This is a genomic window from Streptomyces sp. NBC_01003 (genome assembly GCF_045162695.1).
Taxonomy (GTDB): Bacteria; Actinomycetota; Actinomycetes; order Streptomycetales; family Streptomycetaceae; genus Streptomyces.
In genome coordinates, this window is the sequence record NZ_CP108707.1 from 6,568,179 (window position 1) to 6,585,202 (window position 17,024).

Annotated in this window: 16 protein-coding genes; 7 read left to right on the forward strand and 9 right to left on the reverse strand. The window is 69.7% G+C overall.

Annotated features, from left to right (window positions below):
- The 3 genes from OG698_RS29975 to OG698_RS29985 all read left to right on the forward strand — a co-directional run bounded on the left by OG698_RS29975 (position 1) and on the right by OG698_RS29985 (position 3,762).
- Positions 1-456, forward strand: a complete 456-nt coding sequence (locus tag OG698_RS29975; protein ID WP_406106707.1) for an NUDIX hydrolase — start codon at positions 1-3, stop codon at positions 454-456.
- A 213-nt stretch (positions 457-669) separates the two neighbouring features.
- Positions 670-2,472, forward strand: coding sequence for a TIGR03767 family metallophosphoesterase (locus tag OG698_RS29980; RefSeq protein WP_406106708.1), 1,803 nt, complete (start codon positions 670-672; stop codon positions 2,470-2,472).
- A gap of 135 nt (positions 2,473-2,607) precedes the next feature.
- Positions 2,608-3,762: a serine hydrolase domain-containing protein gene (locus OG698_RS29985; RefSeq protein ID WP_406106710.1), complete on the forward strand. Its 1,155-nt coding sequence runs from the start codon at positions 2,608-2,610 to the stop codon at positions 3,760-3,762.
- A gap of 42 nt (positions 3,763-3,804) precedes the next feature.
- On the opposite strand, the gene OG698_RS29990 is transcribed toward OG698_RS29985, so the two are convergent.
- Both OG698_RS29990 and pepN read right to left on the reverse strand, forming a co-directional pair.
- Complete coding sequence (locus tag OG698_RS29990) at positions 3,805-4,896, reverse strand: hypothetical protein (protein ID WP_406106712.1); 1,092 nt, start codon at positions 4,894-4,896, stop codon at positions 3,805-3,807.
- 189 nt (positions 4,897-5,085) lie between these two features.
- Complete coding sequence (gene pepN, locus OG698_RS29995; RefSeq protein ID WP_406106713.1) at positions 5,086-7,665, reverse strand: aminopeptidase N; 2,580 nt, start codon at positions 7,663-7,665, stop codon at positions 5,086-5,088.
- A 153-nt stretch (positions 7,666-7,818) separates the two neighbouring features.
- Between pepN and OG698_RS30000 the strand changes: the two genes are divergently transcribed.
- The gene (locus OG698_RS30000) at positions 7,819-8,451 is read left to right on the forward strand and encodes a DsbA family protein (protein WP_389477433.1); all 633 of its coding nucleotides are present in this window, start codon (positions 7,819-7,821) and stop codon (positions 8,449-8,451) included.
- A 3-nt stretch (positions 8,452-8,454) separates the two neighbouring features.
- On the opposite strand, the gene OG698_RS30005 is transcribed toward OG698_RS30000, so the two are convergent.
- The 4 genes from OG698_RS30005 to OG698_RS30020 form a co-directional block, all read right to left on the reverse strand.
- Positions 8,455-8,673: a hypothetical protein gene (locus OG698_RS30005; protein WP_399978045.1), complete on the reverse strand. Its 219-nt coding sequence runs from the start codon at positions 8,671-8,673 to the stop codon at positions 8,455-8,457.
- Positions 8,674-8,805: 132 nt separating this feature from the next.
- Positions 8,806-9,447 carry a superoxide dismutase gene (locus tag OG698_RS30010; protein ID WP_406106715.1) on the reverse strand — a complete coding sequence of 214 codons (642 nt, stop codon included), beginning with the start codon at positions 9,445-9,447 and terminating at the stop codon, positions 8,806-8,808.
- Between the two features lie 138 nt (positions 9,448-9,585).
- Entirely contained in the window at positions 9,586-11,010 is a 1,425-nt protein-coding gene (locus OG698_RS30015; RefSeq protein ID WP_406106717.1) for an amino acid permease, read from the reverse strand.
- Positions 11,011-11,126: 116 nt separating this feature from the next.
- Positions 11,127-12,500, reverse strand: coding sequence for an amino acid permease (locus OG698_RS30020; RefSeq protein WP_406106719.1), 1,374 nt, complete (start codon positions 12,498-12,500; stop codon positions 11,127-11,129).
- 265 nt (positions 12,501-12,765) lie between these two features.
- Between OG698_RS30020 and OG698_RS30025 the strand changes: the two genes are divergently transcribed.
- Positions 12,766-13,344 (forward strand): biotin transporter BioY, encoded by a 579-nt coding sequence (locus tag OG698_RS30025; RefSeq protein ID WP_326775755.1) that lies wholly within the window; start codon positions 12,766-12,768, stop codon positions 13,342-13,344.
- Here the strand turns inward: OG698_RS30025 and OG698_RS30030 are convergent.
- From OG698_RS30030 to OG698_RS30040, 3 genes are all read right to left on the reverse strand, one after another.
- Positions 13,271-13,501, reverse strand: coding sequence for a BBE domain-containing protein (locus tag OG698_RS30030; RefSeq protein WP_406106721.1), 231 nt, complete (start codon positions 13,499-13,501; stop codon positions 13,271-13,273). The genes OG698_RS30025 and OG698_RS30030 overlap by 74 nt on opposite strands.
- Positions 13,486-13,848: a hypothetical protein gene (locus OG698_RS30035; protein ID WP_406106722.1), complete on the reverse strand. Its 363-nt coding sequence runs from the start codon at positions 13,846-13,848 to the stop codon at positions 13,486-13,488. The genes OG698_RS30030 and OG698_RS30035 overlap by 16 nt, the downstream gene beginning before the upstream one ends.
- Positions 13,849-13,926: 78 nt before the next feature.
- Positions 13,927-15,390 carry an amino acid permease gene (locus OG698_RS30040; RefSeq protein WP_406106723.1) on the reverse strand — a complete coding sequence of 488 codons (1,464 nt, stop codon included), beginning with the start codon at positions 15,388-15,390 and terminating at the stop codon, positions 13,927-13,929.
- Between the two features lie 174 nt (positions 15,391-15,564).
- Here OG698_RS30040 and OG698_RS30045 point away from each other — a divergent pair, with 174 nt between their 5' ends.
- Both OG698_RS30045 and OG698_RS30050 read left to right on the forward strand, forming a co-directional pair.
- The gene (locus OG698_RS30045) at positions 15,565-16,050 is read left to right on the forward strand and encodes a ribose-5-phosphate isomerase (RefSeq protein ID WP_329573388.1); all 486 of its coding nucleotides are present in this window, start codon (positions 15,565-15,567) and stop codon (positions 16,048-16,050) included.
- A gap of 152 nt (positions 16,051-16,202) precedes the next feature.
- Positions 16,203-17,015 carry an Fpg/Nei family DNA glycosylase gene (locus tag OG698_RS30050; RefSeq protein ID WP_406106725.1) on the forward strand — a complete coding sequence of 271 codons (813 nt, stop codon included), beginning with the start codon at positions 16,203-16,205 and terminating at the stop codon, positions 17,013-17,015.
- The last annotated feature ends 9 nt before the right edge of the window (positions 17,016-17,024 follow it).

Below are 17,024 nucleotides of genomic sequence, written 5' to 3' on the forward strand. Positions count from 1 at the left end.
GTGCACAGGGAACTGAGGGTCGCGGCCTACGCAGTCTGCGTACGGGACGGGCAGGTGCTGCTCGCCCGCTGGGTGGCCGGCGACGGCACCAGACGCTGGACGCTGCCCGGAGGAGGCATGGACCACGGCGAGGACCCGTACGACACCGTGATCCGCGAACTCGACGAGGAGACCGGCTACGCGGTCGAACCCGGCACCCTCCTCGGCGTCCACTCCGTCCTGCGCCGCTACCCGCGCAAGCTCGGCGCCGTCGCCGACTTCCACGGCCTGCGCCTCGTCTACGAGGGCCGGATCACCGGCGGCGAACTGCGCCACGAAGTGAACGGCTCCACCGACATGGCCGCCTGGCACGCCCTCGACGACGTGCGCCGTCTCGCCCGCGTCGAACTCGTCGACGTGGGCCTCGAACTGTGGCGCGAGCGGCCCGCCGCAGGCCACGTCTTCCCCGAAAAGTGAACACGGAGTGACCGGCTCCCCTCCGGCACAAGAGGCGTTCATGACCGCGCAGGGTGGTCGGTGATCCACGTGGCGTGATCGGCGTTGCCCGTTGCCGCCGCGTTAACGCGCAGGTCATTCCCGATGCCAACGATCCAGTACGAGCGGGTAGTTCTGCCACGGCGAGCGCCCCGCGACCACTGCCGACGCGTTAGCACTCGGGGAGACCGCGCCATGCCGCGCATACGCTCTGTCGCCGACACCGCTGCTTCAGCCACCGCCGCCAAGGCCGCCTCCATCGCCTCGGCACTCGACCGCCGCACCTTCCTCGCCGCGTCCGGAGCCGTCTCCCTGACGGCCGGGATCGGCTACGCACTCGGCCCCGGCACGGGCAGCGCGGCCGCGGGCCCCGCGTCCTCGGGTCCGGTCCCGGCCGCGGTCTCCCGCCGGGCCCCGGCCGCCCCGCTCGCGCCCTACACGCGCGGCACCACTCTCGGATCCGTCGCAGCCGCCCCGGCCGGCGCGGGCTACCGGCGCCTCGGCGACGGCCCCGCCTGGCAGCGCGTCGTCCGAGGTGACCTCGCGTCCGCCAAGTCCGGGCGCGAGGGCCGGCGCACCGCGCTCGCCGCGTTCGTCCAGTTCACCGACCTCCACCTGGTCGACGTACAGCACCCCCTGCGCTACGAGTACCTGCGCTCGCAGACCGCAAGCGCCTGGCGCCCCCAGGAGTCCCTGTCCGTCGCCGGGGCGGTCTCCCTCGTGGAGCGGGTCAACGCGCTGCGCGGGGCGCCCGTCACCGCGTCGCCCCTGCACTTCGTCATGACGACCGGCGACAACACCGACAACAACGCCAAGTCGGAGCTGGACTGGTTCCTGAAGGCGATGAGCGGCGGGCGCATCACCCCGAACACCGGCGACCCGCGCCGCTACGAAGGCGTACAGGACAGCGGCCTCAAGCTGTACTGGCACCCGGACGCCGCCCTGCGCGACGCCGACAAGCAGCTCGGCTTCCCCCGCATCCACGGCTTCCTGGACGCCGCGATCGCCGAGCTGCGCAGCCCGGGTCTCAACCTGCCCTGGTACTCGACCGTCGGCAACCACGACGCGCTGCCCGGCGGCTGCTACGCGCCCGGCGACTCCTTCTTCGCCGAATTCGCGGTGGGCGGGCGCAAGCTCATGGAGCTGCCGGACTCCGCAGGCAAGGCGATCTGGGACAACGTGAAGAACGGTGGCGACCCCAAGGGCCACGGCTTCAAGGAACTCCTCAAGTCCCAGGCCCGCCACATGCGTTCGGTCACCCCGGACGAGTCCCGCGCCCCCTTCACCCCGGCCGAGTACCTCAAGGCCCACCTCGACCCCGCGCACCTGGGCCCGGGCCCGCACGGCCACGGCTACACGCAGGCCAACGTCGACGCGGGCACCCAGTACTACGCCTTCCGCGTCTCGGACGACATCCTCGGCATCAGCCTCGACACGACGGACCCCGGCGGCCACTACGAGGGCTCCATCGGCACGGCCCAGCTCAACTGGCTGGAGCGCACCCTCAAGGACAACGAGAAGAACGGGGACTCCCACGTCCTCGTCTTCAGCCACCACACCAGCAAGACCATGCGCAACCTCCGCCAGGACCCGCACCACCCCGGCGAGACCCGGCACGGCGGTGACGAGCTCCTCGCGCTCCTCGGCCGCCACCGGAGCGTCCTGGCCTGGGTCAACGGCCACAGCCACAAGAACGCCATCACCCCGCACGCGGGCCCCGAAGGCCGCTCCTTCTGGGAGATCTCGACCGCGTCCCACGTCGACTTCCCGCAGCTGGCCCGCATCATCGAGATCACCGACAACCACGACGGCACGGTCTCCCTGTTCACCACGCTCATCGAGTCCGCGGCCCCGCACCGCACCGACTTCACCGACCTCAGCCAGACCGGTCTCGCGGCCCTCTACCGCGAACTCTCCTTCAACGCCCCCGGATCCCGCGCCACCCTCTCCGGCACCCCCGGCGACCGCAACACGGAACTCGTCCTGCGCAAGGCCTGAGACGCAAGGCCTGAGAACGGCCTGATCCCGCCCAACCCGATCATGGTCCTCAACCCCTGCCCGTGACACCTGAGTCCCCCAGGTCGACCGCAGCGCACACAGCTGCAGAACATCGGCGAGCGAAGGAGACACGGGATGTCAGTGCGTACCGGCCTGGTGGGTGTGGCCGTAGTGGTGTCGGTGACGGCGGGGGCGCTCGCGACCCCCGCTCTCGCCGATGCGCCGGCCAAGGACGGACACGGGGCGACGCAGCAGGCCATGGACGCCGCCGTCGCGGCGGGCGTGCCCGGGGTGACGGGGCAGGCGACGGACAAGTACGGGACCTGGAAGGGCACTTCGGGCCTCGGCGACCTGCGGACGGACACCCCGCGCGGCGACCGGGACCGCTATCGCGTCGGCAGCATCACCAAGACGTTCGTCGCGACGGTCCTCCTCCAGCTGGAGGCCGAGGGCAGGCTGAGCCTGGACGACACCGTCGACCACTGGCTGCCCGGCGTCGTCACCGGGCACGGCCACGACGGCAGGAAGATCACCGTCCGCCAGCTGCTCAACCACACAAGCGGGATCTACAACGTCACGGCGGACAAGGGCTTTCAGCAGACCGTCTTCTCCCGCGACGGCTTCCTGAAGCACCGCTACGACACCTGGTCACCCGGCGAGCTCGTGCAGGTCGCCATGGCCCACAAGCCCGACTTCGCGCCCGGCACGTCCTGGAACTACTCCAACACCAACTACGTGCTGGCCGGCATGATCGTGAAGGAGGTCACCGGCCACTCCTACGCGGACGAGATCCGCCACCGCATCATCGAGCCCCTCCACCTGCGCGCCACCAGCCTGCCCGGCACCACCGTCACCGTGCCGCGCCCGGCGAGCCGCGCCTACTCCAAGTTCCCCGACGACCCGGACAAGAAGACGTACGACGTCACGGAGCTCAACCCGACCCTCGCCTCGTCGGCCGGCGAGATGATCTCCGACTCGGCGGACCTGAACCGCTTCTACTCGGCGCTCCTCCGGGGCCGGCTGCTGCCCGCCGCGCAGCTCGCCGAGATGAAGAAGACGGTCCCCGTGCCCACGGGGAAGGGCGAGCCCGAGGTCGGCTACGGTCTCGCCCTCATGCGGCAGAAGCTGAGCTGCGGCAAGGAGATCTGGGGCCACAGCGGCGGCATCCACGGCTCCAGCTCGGATGCCGTGACCACACCCGACGGCCGCCACACCCTCGCGTTCAACTTCAACGGCGACTGGACGGGCGACAGTCAGGCCGTCGTCGAGGCGGAGTTCTGTCCCAAGTAGCTGACCCGGCCGACTGGGTCAGGGGCCGTGGCCCGGCGGTGTTCAGTGAGGCAGCACCATCACATACGCCGCCGGTTCCCGGTCCGCGGACGCCATCAGCGCGGTCCGTACGACCGTCGCCTGCTGTTCGAGGGACTCGCGCAGCTTGCGCGGCGTGATGTGGACGACGGTGATCCCGAGGCGCTCCAGGTGCTCGCGCTTGCGGGCGTACTCGGACCACTCCAGGCCGTCGCTCTCCTCCTGGAGCTCCGGGCGCAGCCCGTGCCGGGGCGCCCGCACGTCCAGCTCCACGGCGACGGCCTGGTCGGGCCAGTACGCGTCGACGCCGCCGAGGTGCGGCCCGCCGGGCAGGCGCAGGTCCACGTTCCACAGCGGGTCGGGCAGGCCGTACTCGCGCACCATCTCGTACATCCGGTCCTCGGCGATGGTGCGCCCCTCGGCGAGCAGCGAGTCCACGGCGTCGACGATGTGCGGGCGGGTGAGGAGCCTGGCCTGGTTCAACTCCCGTACCACCGCGGCGGGTTCGCAGTGCCCGCCGCGGACGGCCTCGGTGAGCAGGCGGCGTACCGCCCCCGCCTCCGAGAGCTGGGCGACGGCGTCCGCGAGGGCGCGCGGCACCGGCGCCACCGGCACCCCCGAGATCCGCTGTGGTGTTGGCATCCCGTGACTGCGCACGAGGCGCGCGAAGCCGGTCGAGCGCAGCCGCCGAGTGCGCGGCACCATGACATCGACCCGGTCGAGGGAGAGCAGCGGGGGAGCGGACACGAAGCGGTGCAGGGCGAGCGCGGCAAGCCCCGTGATCATCGCGTTGGCGTACGGGGCCTGGGGCGTGGTCTGCGGGGGGTGCGGCTCGCCGGGGGTGGTCTGCGTGGGCACGGCGACAGCGGTACGGGTCTGGGGGCGGCCCGCGTACAGGAGGACGGCGTGCAGCCGCTCGTCGGCGGTGGGCGGGCCGGGGTGGAGCAGATATACGCCGGGCAGGAGCTGCTGCCAGGGGCCGCCCGGCCTGCACTGCTCGTTCAGGGCCGCGGAGTTGACCCCGTGCGCCCTGAGCTGGGCGGCGCTCAGCACGCGCTGCCGGCAGTCGTCGAGGTGCTGGAGGGGGCGGGGGGACAGCGGGGTGTTGTGGTTCATGACCCGGCCATTCCCGGCGCCGCCCGGGCTCCTAACCCCTGTTACACGCCCGTCGACAAAAAGGGACAAGCCTGCCCTAAAGTGCGGGCGTTCGACTGCCGAGAAGGGCAGGTTGGGCGACGGGTTACGGCCGGAAGTTTCCGCGTTCGGTAACTCCCGGCCGTAGCAAGCCTGTTGTTCCCTCCGGTGCTACATCCCGGCCGTCGCGTCACACGCCTGTGCGCGCAGGGCGCGGGCCAGGTCGTCGCGGGCCTCCAGGACGAGACGGCGCAGCGCGGGCGCCGCGTTCTCGTGCGCCGCCAGCCACGCGTCGGTCGCGTCGAGCGTGCCCTGGGAGTCCTGGAGCGAGGGGAAGAGGCCCTTCACCACATCCATGCCGATCTGGATGGACCGCTCCTCCCACACGCGCTCGATCGCCGCGAAGTACCGCTCCGCGTACGGCGCGGTCAGCTCGCGCTGCGCCGGCTGCTGGAAGCCCGCGATCGTCGCCTCGACGAGCGCGTTCGACAGCGCGTCCGACTCGACGACCTGCGCCCAGGCCTGCGCCTTCACCGCCGCGGACGGGCGCGCCGCCAGGCAGCGCACCTGGTGCCGCTTGCCGGACGCGGTGTCGTCACGCGCCAGCTCCGCGTCGATCACCGACTCGTCGGCCTCGCCCGTGGAGGCGAGCGCATTCACGAACGACCAGCGCAGCTCCTGGTCGACATCGAGCCCGTCGATCTTCGCGGTGCCTTCGAGCAGGCCGCGCAGCAGCTGGAGATCGGCCTCGGCGGACGCGACCGAGGCGAAGAACCGCGCCCACGTCAGCTGGTTCTGGCTGGCCGGCTCGGCGAACCGCAGCTCCCGCAGGGCGCCCTCGGCGAGCTGCCGGCTGCCCTCGGCGCGCCACTCGGGCGCCGCGTAGTGCGTGACCGCCGAGTTCGCCCAGGTGTGCAGCATCTGGAGAACGCCGATGTCGCTCTCGCGCCCGGCGAACCGCAGCACGAGGCCGATGAAGTCACGCGCGGGCATGAGCCCGTCCCGCGTCAGGCTCCACAGCGCCGACCAGCACAGGGCGCGCGCGAGGGGGTCCGTGATGTCACCGAGGTGCTCGCGCAGGGTGGCCAGCGAGTTCTCGTCGAAGCGGATCTTGCAGTAAGTGAGGTCGTCGTCGTTGACCAGGACCAGCTCGGGCGCCTCCTCGCCGGCCAGCTCGGACACCACCGTGCGCGGTCCTTCGACGTCCACCTCTGCCCGTGCGTACCGCGTCAGCTCTCCCTCGACGGAGCGGCGGTACAGGCCCACCGCCACGCGGTGCGGGCGCAGTTGGGGATGCGACTCGGCGGCCTCCTGGATCACGGCCAGCTCGGTGATCCGACCCTCGGCGCTCAACGTCACCTGCGGGGTGAGGGAGTTGACGCCCGCCGTCTGCAGCCACGCCCGCGACCACGTGGCCATGTCGCGCCCGCTGGTCTCCTCCAGGACGGACAGCAGATCGCCGAGCTGCGTGTTCCCGTACGCGTTCTGCTTGAAGTAGCGCCGCGCGCCTTCGAGGAACGCCTCGCGCCCCACGTAGGCGACGAGCTGCTTCAGGACGCTCGCGCCCTTCGCGTACGTGATCCCGTCGAAGTTGAGCTTGGCGTCCTCCAGGTCGCGGATGTCGGCCGTGACCGGGTGCGTGGAGGGCAGCTGGTCCGCGCGGTACGCCCATGCCTTGCGGTTGTTGGCGAAGGTGATCCATCCGTTGGTGAACCGCGTCGCCTCGACCATCGAGAACGTCCCCATGAAGTCCGCGAAGGACTCCTTGAGCCACAGGTCGTCCCACCACTGCATGGTGACGAGGTCGCCGAACCACATGTGCGCCATCTCGTGCAGGATGACGTTCGCGCGCCGCTCGTACGACGCCTGCGTCACCTTGCCGCGGAAGATGAACTCCTCGCGGAACGTGACACAGCCCGGGTTCTCCATCGCGCCGAGGTTGTACTCCGGCACGAACGCCTGGTCGTACTTCCCGAAGGGGTACGGGTAGTCGAAGTGGTCGTGGAAGAAGTCGAGCCCCTGCTTCGTCACCAGGAACACGTCGTCCGCGTCGAAGTGCTTCGCGAGCCCCTTGCGGCACATCGCGCCGAGCGGGATCTCCAGCTTCGTACCGTCCTCGAAGACGCGCTCGTAGGAGTCCGTCACATAGTGGTAGGGGCCCGCGACGATCGCCGTGATGTAGGTCGAGATCGGCTTCGTCTCGGCGAACTTCCATACCCCGTCCACGAGTTCGCCCGAGCCGTTCGACCAGACCGTCCAGGCCCCGGGAGCCTGCACGCTGAAGCGGTAGGGCGCCTTGAGGTCGGGCTGCTCGAAGTTGGCGTAGACGCGCCGCGAGTCGGCGGGCTCGTACTGCGTGTAGAGGTAGACCTCGCCGTCCTCGGGGTCGACGAAGCGGTGCATGCCCTCGCCGGTGCGGCTGTAGGCGCACTGGGCGTCGACCACCAGCTCGTTCTCTGCGGCCAGGCCGTCGAGCGCGATCCGCGTCCCGTCGAAGACGGCCGCCGTGTCGAGGTCCTCGCCGTTCAGCGTCACCGCGTTCACGGACGGCGCGATCAGGTCCACGAAGGTCGCGGCGCCGGGCTCGGTGGCCCGGAACCGGATCGTCGTCACCGAGCGGAACGTCCGGGGCCCCTCGCCCTCGGTCTCGCCGATCGCGGACCGCAGATCGAGCTGGACCTCGTACCCGTCGACGGACAGCAGGCCCGCCCGCTCGCGGGCCTCGTCGCGGGAAAGATTCTCTCCGGGCACGGGCGGCACTCCCTTGTGACTCGACTGGCTGCACTTGTGGTGCGAACAGGACCGATCCTGCCATGTGCCCCTGACAGCTGACATCCGGGAATGGGACGCCGGGGCGTGGCGTTGGCGAGGAGAGTCAACGCCACGGAATACATGAGGAGAACCATGTCCGAGAAGACCCCCGTCGACTTCTGGTTCGACCCCCTGTGCCCCTGGGCCTGGATGACCTCACGGTGGGTCCTCGAAGTGGAGAAGGTCCGCGACATAGAGGTCAGGTGGCACCTGATGAGCCTCGCCGTCCTGAACGAGGACAAGCTCGACGACCTGCCCGACGAGTACCGCGAGCTCCTTGAGACGAAGGCCTGGGGCCCGGTCCGTGTCGTCATCGCCGCGCAGGAGGAGCACGGCGCGGAGGTCCTCGGCGACCTCTACACCGCGCTCGGCACGCGCATCCACAACGGCGGCGAGGGCCCCACGAAGGAGGCCGTCGCCGCAGCCCTGGAGGAGGTCGGCCTGCCCGCCTCCCTCCTCGACCACTGGGACGGCACGAAGTACGAGCCCGAGCTGCGCGCCTCCCACAAGGAGGGCATCGACAAGGTCGGCCAGGACGTCGGCACGCCCGTCATCGCCGTACCCGGCGCGGACGGCGAGCAGATCGCGTTCTTCGGCCCGGTCGTCACGCCGGCCCCCAAGGGTGAGGAGGCCGCGAGGCTCTGGGACGGCACGCTCCTGGTCGCCTCGGTCCCCGGCTTCTACGAGATCAAGCGGACGCGGACGCAGGGGCCGGTCTTCGACTGAGGTTCAGTCGAGGTCGGGGATCCGGAAGTCGTCGGTGAACGGGTTCTTGTCGAACGCCTTCCGCGGATGCCTGCAGCCTTCCTCGGTGCACAGGAAGTAGCCGTCGGCGTTCCTCTGGCCTCTGGTCTTCTTGAGCCATTCCCGCTCGGCCTTGTTCAAAGGCCGGTGGGGTCGGTCCTTGCCTTTGCACGTGTGGCAGTACATCGGTGTCGGGTCAGCCATGACGACACCATCCACCGGAAGCGCCCGTACCGAAAGACCCCCGCGAGTCATGTCCTCGCGGGGGTCTTTCCTTTGTCCGCCCGCCGTCGCGAAGGTTGAGAAGACGATCACGAGGCGGGACGCTTCAGCGGCTCAGGGGGCGACCAGCAGGTTGAACGCCCGGTCCTTCGCGGCCGTGTACCGCTTGGCGACGTCCTGCCAGTTGACGACGCGCCACATGGCCTCGATGAAGTCGACCTTCTGGTTCTTGTACTGGAGATAGAACGCGTGCTCCCACGCGTCGAAGACCAGGATCGGGACCGAGCCCTGGCCGACGTTGCCCTGGTGGTCGTAGATCTGCTCGACGATCAGGCGCCCGCTCACCGGCTCGTACGCGAGGACGCCCCAGCCGGAGCCCTGCGTCGTCGCGGCGGCCTTGGTCAGCTGGGCCTTGAACCCGGCGAAGGAGCCGAAGGAGGCGGTGATGGCGTCGGCGAGGTCGCCGACGCCGTCCGTGGCCAGCGGCTCGCCGCCGCCGTCGCCGGTCATATTGTGCCAGTAGATGCTGTGCAGGATGTGGCCCGAGAGATGGAACGCGAGGTTCTTCTCCAGGCCGTTGATGGCGCCCCACGACTCCTTGTCGCGGGCCTCCTCCAGCTGCTCCAGGGTGTCGTTCGCCCCCTTCACGTACGCCGCGTGGTGCTTGTCGTGGTGGAGCTCGATGATCTGCGGGTTGATGACCGGTTCGAGCGCCGCGTAGTCGTACGGAAGTTCTGGGAGCGTGTAAATGGCCATGTCCGAGTCCTCCGAGCTGCGTACTGCAGAGCTTATTGCAAGCAATGTGCAAGTGCAGGCTAGCAGCAGTAGTGGGTGGCGCAACGCGAAGGACCCCCGGGCCGGACGGCCCGGGGGTCCTCGGTGAGCTGAGGGGAATTACGCGGTGGTCGCCGCCCGCGACTCCGCCCTCTTCTGGCGTACGTAGCCGACGATCGCGAGCACGATGGTCAGGCCGCCCGTGTAGAACAGCTGCACGCGCGTGTCGTGCTCACGGGCCATCAGCACGAAGACGACGACCATCGCGACGAGCGCCAGGACCGTGAGGTACGGGTACGCCCACATCTTCACGACGAGCTTCTCCGGGGCCTCGCGCTCCAGCTTGCGGCGCAGCAGCAGCTGCGAGACGGCGATGAAGAACCAGACGACGAGGATGATCGCGCCGATGGTGTTGAGCAACCAGGCGAAGACGTCGTCCGGGCGCCAGTAGCTGAGCAGGACGCAGACGAAGCCGAAGGCGGCGGAGATCAGGACCGCGACGCGCGGCACGCCGCCGGTGACCTTGCCGATCGCCTTCGGGCCCATGCCGCGGGCGACCAGCGAACTGGCCATGCGGGAGGCGCCGTAGATGTTGGCGTTCATGGCGGACAGCAGGGCGACGAGGACGACCACGTTCATGATCTGGCCGGCGCCGGGGATGCCCAGGTGGTCGAGCGTGGCGACGTACGGGCCCTTGGTCGGGATCTCCTTCGCCGTCCACGGCAGCAGGACCACGACGACGGCCATCGAGCCGACGTAGAAGAGCGCGATGCGCCACATCGCCGTGCGGACCGCCTTCGCGACACCCTGCACCGGGTGCTCGGACTCGGCCGCGGCGATGGTGACGGTCTCCAGACCGCCGTACGCGAAGACCGAGGCGAGCAGGCCGACGATCAGTCCCTCCGTGCCGTTGGGCATGAAGCCGCCGTGGCCTGTGAGGTTGTCCATGCCGGGCGCGGAGACGTCGGGCAGGACGCCGAGGATCGCCAGTACGCCGATGACGAGGAAGAGCACGATCGCGCCGACCTTGAGCGTCGCGAACCAGAACTCGAACTCGCCGAAGTTCTTCACGGCCGCGAGGTTCGTGCCGGTGAACAGCAGCATGAACAGCGCGACCAGCGCCCACTCGGGCACGCCCGGCAGCCACCCGTGCACGATGCCGGCCGCACCGATCCCCTCCAGCCCCACCGCCACGCAGAGCAGGAACCAGAACGCCCAGCCCGCCGTGAAGCCCGCCCAGGGGCCGATGGCCCGCTCGGAGTGCACGGAGAAGGAACCCGAGGCGGGATACGCGGCCGACATCTCGCCGAGCATGCGCATCACGAGCATCACGAGCGCGCCCGAGATCGCGTAGGCGAGGATGATCGACGGGCCGGCGGCTGCGATCGCGGTTCCGGAGCCCACGAAGAGGCCGGCGCCGATCACACCGCCGAGCGCGATCATGGAGAGATGGCGCTGCTTGAGACCGCGTGACAGCGACGGCTCGGCCGGCGACTGGTCGATCGGCTGCGCGTCGACGGGCGACTGCGCGGACGTCCGAGACATGGATGTGCCCTGTTCATTAGCTGAGACGGGGGAAAGGCCCACAGTCTGGGCAGCGGCACCGGGTACTGGGAACAGCTGACCGGTATACGGACACGACGCTCACACATTGTGAAGGTTCAGGCACGCCGCGCGCGCAGTTCCCGCACTCCCGCGACGGCCACGACGAGCGCGGTCGCGCCGGTCGACCACAGGAGCTGCGGACGGGCCGTGTCGTCGGTCAGCATCAGCCCGATGACGGCCGCCATCGCGGCGAGCGTCACCCACGTCAGCCACGGGAACCCCCACATCCGCAGCACGAGCCGCTCGGGCGCCTCCCGCTCGATGAGCCGCCGCATCCGCAGCTGCGACGCGGCGATCAGCGCCCACACGAACAGCAGCACCGCGCCGACCGAGTTGAGCATGTAGAGAAAGACGGACTCCGGCCACTCCAGATTGAGCAGCACCGACACGAAGCCGAACGCGACCGACGCGAGCACGGCCCGGCGCGGCACGCCCCCGCCGCTCACCTTCAGCAGCGCGCGGGGCGCCTCACCGCGCTCGGCCAGCGAGAAGACCATGCGCGAGGAGCCGTAGAGGTTCGCGTTGAGTGCCGAGAGCAGCGCCACGAACACCACGATGTTCATGATCTGGCCCGCGGACGGCACCCCGATCGCGTCGAGCACGGTGACGTACGGGCTGATGCCCGCCTTCTGCGCCGTCCACGGCAGCACCGCCACGATGACGAGCATCGAGCCGACGTAGAAGAACAGGATGCGGAAGACCGCGCTGCGCACCGCCCGCGAGACCGCGCGCACCGGGTCGTCGGACTCGGCGGCAGCGATCGTGACGACCTCCAGGCCGCCGAACGCGAACACGACGGCGAGCACACCGGAGATGACGCCCTGCCAGCCGTGCGGCAGGAAGCCGCCCTGTCCGGTGAGGTTGGTGAAGCCGACCGGGTCGGTGTCGGGCAGCAGACCGAAGACCGCGAGCGTGCCGAGGATCAGGAACGCGACGATCGCGAACACCTTCAGGGCGGCGAACCAGAACTCGAACTCGCCGAAGTTCTTCACGGCCGCCAGGTTCGCCCCGGTGAAGACCAGCATGAACACCAGCACCCAGGCCCACTGAGGCACGCCCGGCGCCCAGCCGTTGGCGATCTGCGCCGCGCCCGTCGCCTCCACGGCGAGGACGACGACGAGCAGGAACCAGTAGAGCCAGCCGACGCTGAACCCGGCCCAGCGGCCGAGCGCCCGCTCCGAGTGCACGGAGAACGAACCCGACGCCGGCATCGCCGCGGACATCTCGCCCAGCATCCGCATCACGCACATCGCGAGCGTGCCCGCGATCAGATACGAGACGACGATGCCGGGCCCCGCGACCGCGATCCCGGCGCCCGAGCCGACGAAGAGCCCCGCCCCGATCACGCCGCCGAGGCCCAGCATCGTCAGATGCCGCTGCTTGAGTCCGCCTCCGAGCGGTTCCGGTTCGGACGGGAGCTGGTCGTGCATCGGCGGTTCGGACTGCTTTCGGGGCTCGCGCGGGTTTGGCAGGAACCTACAGTCTCCCCGGCGGCCGACCCTGCGTGCAAAACGGCCCGTTTCGGTGCTGGCCTCAGTGACGAGCATCACGCCAAGTCGCGCATGAGTGAGGCCCTTTGTGAAGAGTCCACCAACACCCGCCGTCACCCTTTGTCGAGCAGTGACCGTGATCGGGGATCGGCCCCTGGGATAGCGTCACGGTGTCCCAACCTGCCCTCACCCCCGCGGAGTCCCGATGAGTACGGCTGCCGTCTCCACCCGCCCCGGCAAGGTCCTGGCCGACCTGCTCCCCGCTTCGCGCACCCGCGACATCGCGCTCGTGCTCGGCGGCGCCGCCCTCACCGGCGTAGCGGCCCAGATCGCCGTGCCCGTGCCGGGCTCCCCGGTCCCGGTCACCGGGCAGACCTTCGCCGCGCTCCTCGTCGGCACCGCGCTCGGCGCCCGCCGCGGCTTCCTCTCCCTCGCCGTGTACGCGCTCGTCGGCATGGCCGGCATGCCGTGGTTCGCCCAGGGCACCTCCGGTGCGGGCGGTGCCTCCTTCGGCTACGTCATAGGCATGCTGCTCGCCTCCACCGTCGTGGGCGCGCTCGCCCGGCGCGGCGGCGACCGCTCGGTCCTGCGCACCGCGGGCACGATGGTCCTCGGCTCCGCGATCATCTACGCGGTCGGCGTGCCCTACCTCGCCGCCGCCACCGGCATGACCCTCACGCAGGCCGTCGCCGCGGGCCTCACGCCGTTCCTCATCGGCGACGCGGTGAAGGCGGCCCTGGCGATGGGCGTGCTGCCCACCGCCTGGAAGTTCGCCAACAAGTAGTTCTCGCCACGGGCGCTCGGCGCACGTTGCAGTTCCTCCGGAAGAGGTTCGCCGGGTCGTACGCGGCCTTCACATCGGCGAGCCTCTTCCGCGTCTGTGCGTCGTACAGCCCCTCGGTACGGTCGCTGCCGAACGCGAAGTTCAGGGACCGGCCCATCCGCTGCTCCTCGACCTGCGTGAACGCGAGGGCGTGCTGAGCGCGGACGGCCTCGCGTGGTCCGTGCCGTCCAGCGGCGACAGGATCCGCGCCAGCCACTCCGCGTCCCGGTACGGCACCGCGTCCGCGGCGGGCCTCGACAGGGCACCGCCCAGGTGGTTGATCTGCGCGACGTGTATGGAAGCCGCGTACGCGACAGCGGCCACGACGTCATCGGCGGAGGTTGCCGCGAAGATGGCGTCGGGCCGCTGGGCGAAACCGGTCTGGAAACCGGCAAGTTCCTCGTCGTACCCGGCGTCGCCGGGCCGCAGGACGAGCTGCTGTGTACGGATGTCGTCGGAGGTCATGCGGGCAGACTCTGCCCGCATGACCTGACACCCGCCGTCAGCTTTCCGCTGACACCTTTCCGGGGGGACCCGGAAGGGTCAGGCGGAGACCTGCTTCCGCTTCTGCACCTGCTCACGCACGAGCGCGATACCGACCACCAGGGCCGCCACGAGCAGCGACAGGACGACCTGCTCGCGGCCCGCGTCGTCGGTGAGCATGTAGACGAGCACGAACGAGATCATCGCGATCGTGGCCCACGTCAGATACGGGAAGAGCCACATCTTCACGACGAGCTTCTCGGGCTGCTCGCGCAGGATCATGCCGCGCATCTTCAGCTGCGTGAAGCAGATGACGAGCCAGACGAAGAGGGCGACGGCGCCGGAGGAGTTCAGCAGGAAGTTGAAGACGGTGTCCGGCCACTGGTAGTTGAACCAGACGGCGACGAAGCCGAAGACGACGGATCCGAGGATCGCGGCCTGCGGCACACCGTTCTTGCTCGTCTTCGCGAACGCCTTGGGCGCGTCACCGCGCTGGCCGAGCGAGAACGCCATGCGGGAAGCGGTGTAGAGCCCGGAGTTCAGGCAGGACAGCACGGCCGTCAGCACGATGACGTTCATGACCTGACCGGCGTGGGGGATGCCGATCGAGTTCAGGGCCGCGACGTACGAGCCGTCCTTGGCGATCGACTTGTCGTTCCACGGCAGCAGCGTCAGGACGATGAAGATCGAGCCGAGGTAGAAGACGCCGATACGCCAGATCACGCTGTTCGTGGCCTTGGTGACGGCACGCTGCGGGTCCTCGGACTCGCCCGCGGCCAGCGTGACGATCTCGCTGCCCATGAAGGAGAAGACGACCATGAGGACGCCGGTGAGGATCGACCCGGCGCCGTTGGGCATGAACCCGCCCGCGTCCGTCAGGTGCGAGAACCCTGCACCCGGGTTGTCCGAGCCCGGCAGCACACCGAACACGGCGAGCATGCCGATGATCACGAACGCGCCGATCGCGACGACCTTGATCCCGGCGAACCAGAACTCGAACTCGCCGTACGAGGCGACCGAGGCCAGGTTCGTCGCGGTCAGGACGACCATCACGATCAGGGCCCAGCCCCACTGCGGCACGGCCGGTATCCAGCCGTTGAGGATCACCGCGCCGGCGGTGGCCTCGACCGCGAGGACGACGACCCAGAAGAACCAGTACAGCCAGCCGATGGAGAAGCCCGCCCAGCGGCCGAGCGCCTGGTCGGCGTAGGCGGAGAAGGAGCCGGACGACGGCCGTGCGGCGGCCATCTCGCCGAGCATCCGCATCACCATGACGACCATCAGGCCGACGAGGGCGTACGAGATGAGGATGGCGGGTCCGGCCTTGGCGATGCCCGAGCCGGAGCCGACGAAGAGGCCGGCGCCGATCACGCCGCCGATGGCGATCATCGACAGGTGCCGGTTCTTGAGGCCGGCCTTCAGTTGGTCGGGACCGTTATTTCCGGTCTGACCGTTGTCAGGCTGTGAATCTCCAGGATTGTGGGGCGCCTGGTCGGCCTTCGCAAGGGAGGGTTGCGAGGTCATGGACGAATCCTTAAGTCTCGGGTCACGAGCCCACGCATTCAAACCCAGGGACGTACCGGACGGAAGACCTGACTCCGTATCGTGATTTTCGACTCCGAGACGTTTGCGCGTAAACGAACGGTGACAACGACCCGACCGCGCCGTGCCCGGGTGGGACGTGCCACACTCGGACCCATGCGCGTGTACCTCGGCTCGGATCATGCCGGCTACGAACTCAAGAACCACCTCGTCGAATGGCTCAAGGCCCACGGCCACGAGCCCGTCGACTGCGGGCCCCACATCTATGACGCCCAGGACGACTACCCTCCGTTCTGCCTCCGCGCCGCGGAGCGCACGGCGGCGGACCCGGACGCCCTCGGCATCGTGATCGGCGGCTCGGGCAACGGCGAGCAGATCGCCGCGAACAAGGTGAAGGGCGTCCGTGCGGCCCTCGCCTGGAGCGAGCAGACCGCCGCGCTCGGCCGCGAGCACAACGACGCGAACGTGGTCTCCATCGGCGGCCGCATGCACACGCAGGAAGAGGCGACGAAGTTCGTCGAGATCTTCCTCTCCACCCCGTACTCGAACGAAGAACGCCACACGCGCCGCATCGAGATGCTGTCGCGCTACGAGGAGACGGGCGAGCTCCCCGCGATCCCGCCCCACCACCCGCAGGGCTAATAAATACAGCCCCTTGGGGGTCCCCCCGGACGGAGTCTGGGGGAGTTTGAGGAGCGGGTCCGGGGCGGAGCCCAGGTCTTTCGGGAAGGGGCGGGCTGGGGGAGAAAAAATCCCCAACGCCCGCCCCCACCCATCCCGAGGAGAAGGACGACGTGCCAGAGGGCCACACCATCCACCGCCTGGCCCAGGACCACGCGGAGCGCTTCGCAGGCCGCCCACTAGGCGTACGCAGCCCGCAGGGCAAGTTCTCCGACAGCGCCGCACTCCTGGACGGCCTGGTCCTCGACGAAGTGGACGCTCACGCCAAGCACCTCTTCCTGGGCTTCGCGGAAACCGGCTGGATCCACATCCACCTGGGCCTCTTCGGCAAGTACACCCTCGGAGAGACCCCGGCCCCGCCCCCCACGGACACCGTCCGGCTGCGCCTGCTGAGCGACACGCACTACTCCGACCTGCGCGGCCCCACGACCTGCGCCCTGATCACGGACGCCGAGAAGCAGGCGATACACGACCGCCTCGGCCCCGACCCGCTCAGGAACGGCGACGACCCGGACCGCGCCTGGCACCGTGTCTCCCGCAGCCGCACCACCGTCGCCGCACTGCTCATGGACCAGAAGGTGATCGGCGGCGTCGGCAACGTCTACCGCGCGGAGGTCCTCTTCCGGCACGGCATCGACCCTTACACCCCGGGCAAGGACCTCACGCCCGACGAGTGGACGGCGATCTGGACGGACCTGGTGGCGCTGATGCGCGAGGGCGTCCGGCACAACCGCATCGACACCGTCCGCCCGGAGCACACCCCCGAGGCGATGGGCCGCCCGCCGCGCGTGGACGACCACGGCGGCGAGGTGTACGTCTACCGGCGGGCCACGATGCCGTGCCATCTGTGCGGCACGGAGATCCGCACGGCGTCACTCGCGGCCCGCAACCTCTTCTGGTGCCCGAGGTGCCAGCCGCCCCGCTGACCGGCGCCC